Annotated in this window: 2 protein-coding genes and 1 pseudogene; all 3 read left to right on the forward strand. The window is 70.8% G+C overall.

The genetic code is table 11. The features are described 5' to 3' along the window. The first annotated feature begins 471 nt into the window (after positions 1 to 471). Entirely contained in the window at positions 472 to 1,218 is a 747-nt protein-coding gene (locus tag AC5LUJ_RS23590; RefSeq protein ID WP_493465810.1) for an OmpA family protein, read from the forward strand. Positions 1,219 to 1,366: 148 nt separating this feature from the next. Continuing rightward, a pseudogene (locus tag AC5LUJ_RS23595) lies at positions 1,367 to 2,373 on the forward strand (IS5 family transposase). Between the two features lie 90 nt (positions 2,374 to 2,463). Further along, on the forward strand, positions 2,464 to 2,690 hold a 227-nt coding region (locus tag AC5LUJ_RS23600; protein WP_493465811.1), incomplete at its 3' end, for a hypothetical protein.

Below are 2,690 nucleotides of genomic sequence, written 5' to 3' on the forward strand. Positions count from 1 at the left end.
CCCCGGGGCCGGGTTCACCCGCTGGTCGTGGCCGGCGGGCTGCGGGGGGTGCCCCGGCCATCATCGTGGCCGCGGCGGTCGCCGCGGCCCGCCGCCTGCTCGGCCTCGGGTGGCGCCCGGCTCCGCCACGACCGTGGCCGGCGCGACCGGTACCGCTGGCCCTCCCCGAGATTCCGGACCGTGCCCTCCCGCACCAGTCGACGGAGTCGTCGCCGGCTGACCGCCGAGCGCCCCGGTGACAACTACCGGCTGCGCCCACCCGGATCGGACGACCGCTTCCGATACTGACTCGTTCACGGTGCGTCGATGTCAACCGTGTTCCCCATTTCCGTCGACAGACGGATGGCCGACAATGCTCGTGCTTTCCGGCCGCTCCGCCGGGCGGCTACGCTGCGCCTGCGTGACCTTCTGGGGGTGCACATGAAGCGGTTTCACAGGTGGCGTCTACTCGCTGCGGCGGTCACGCTCGGTGTGGGCTGCACCGGATGCGGGGGATCTGGCGGCGGGCCGGACACGAGGCCCGCGAACTCTGCGCCCACCCCGGCCACGTCCGCCGAACCCACGGCGCACGTCGCTCCCGATGACGCGGCGACCACCCTGCCGGCGGGAGCGCAGCCGGGACTGGACGACTACGACGGCGACGGCGGGCCGGACCCGACCTGCGGCACGCAGGACTTCGGTGCCGGGCTGGCGCTGCGGATCCCGTGCCAGATCGGCACTGCGAACGAGCCAGAAAGCGGTAGCCGGCTCGTCAACGGATCGCTATATCGACTGCCGGGCTCCACCGACATCGACCTCACCGGAATCTCCGGCAGCCTTCTGCTGGCCCGGGACACGGCCGGCGTCAAGGTCGTCATCGTGGTGTTCAACAGCGACAACCTTTTCGCGACCGGCAGCAACACCATCGGCAGCACTGACACGATGGACAACACCATCAAGCTGATCAACTCCAGGTTTCCCGGCGGCAGGATCCAAGTCCGCGGCCACACCGACTCGACCGGCACGGCCAGCGTGAACCAGGCACTGTCGGAACGCCGGGCCGGCGTCGTCCGGGCCTATCTGCTCGACCACCGCGTCAACGCCACCGAGGTCACAGCCATCGGCATGGGCAGCACCAGCCCTCTCGCCGAGGAAACCAACCCCGACGGCTCACCCGACCCCGAAGGCCAGGCCTTCAACCGCCGGGTCGAGATCGTCCTGCGCCTCCCGGCCGGCTGAGCAGGAGCAACCTGGCGGCCCAGTATGCGCACCTCACGCTAAGCGGCAACGGGCGGCCGCGTGTGGTGAGGACTAGGGCGCGTATCGGGTTGTGATCGGTCTGTGGGGTTCGTTCGGGTGGCGGGTCTGGCCGGGTAGACCGTCGGGCATGACGCGGGCGCAACTGACAGATGAGGAGTGGGCGTTCATCGAGCCCTACCTGCCGGTCGGCGGGTTCGGCCCGTACCCGGCGCGGCTGCGGGCGCAGTTCGAGGGGGTGGTCTGGCGGTTCCGGACGGGTGGGCAGTGGCGGGAGATGCCGAGGGAGTTCGGGGCCTGGCCGACGGTGTCCAACCGGTTCCGGCAGTGGCGGGACGCCGGTGTCTTCGACGCCCTGTTGCGGGGTCTGATCGCCCAGGCCGGGACGCGAGGTGCGGTGGACCTGTCGGTGGTCAGCGTGGACTCCACCACCGCCCGGGCCCACCACGACGCCGCCGGGATGCACCTGGACCATGAGGTCCTCACCGCCCTGGAGAAAGCCGCCGTGCGGGAGGAGGGGAAGGCCCGGAAAAAGGGGCGGCCCGGACGGACACGACGGGCGGGACGGCGAGGACGACCCCGCGAGGCGGGAACGGCGACGCCGCCGGCGTCGACGCCGCCTCCGGTTGACAGCCGCCCTGCTGGGGGCGGTCCCGGGGCGGGCAGACCAGCAAGGTCCACCTTGCCGCCGACCGGCGGGGCCGGCCGCTGGCGTTCGTCCTGACCGTGGGGCAGGCCGCGGACAGCCCGTGGTTCGTCCCCGTACTGGCGCGGCTCCGGGTTCCCGGGCGGGTCGGCCGGCCGCGTACCCGGCCCGGCGCGGTCGCCGGGGACACGGCGTACTCGTCCCGCGCCAACCAGGCCTACCTGCGCGGACGCGGTATCCGGGCGGTCATCCCGGAGAAGGCCGACCAGGCCGCCCACCGGAAGCGCAAGGGCCGCAGGGGTGGCCGGCCCGTCCGCCACGACGCCGACCTGTCCAAGGAACGGAACACCGTCGAACGTCTGATCAACAAGCTGAAGGACTGGCGGGGTATCGCCACTCGCTATGACAAGACCCCGGGCAGCTATCTTGCGGGTCTCCAGCTCCGCGCCTCGATGATCTGGATCAAGGAACTCGCGCGGACCACTCCTTGATCGCGACTCGATACGCACCCTAACAGGGCGTAGCAGCGCGGTACCAGCGGACCGCCAGCACGCTTCCCCTCGGGCGGGAACCGGAACCCGGTGAACTCCGAGACGGGGACCGGCGGACGGACAACACATCGACGCATCCATCCGCCATGCCTGACCAAGGATTCTGCGGATGCAACAGACCCACGCAAAGTCGTCTCACCCAACGACTTCACCGACCTCACCCAGGTCACCGACCGGCTCCGAGCATTCGAAGACCGCTACAACGCCACGGCACAGCCGTTCCAGTGGAGGTTCACCACCACCGACCTGGACGATCT

It is taken from the genome of Protofrankia sp. CiP1_Cm_nod3, from assembly GCF_982290655.1.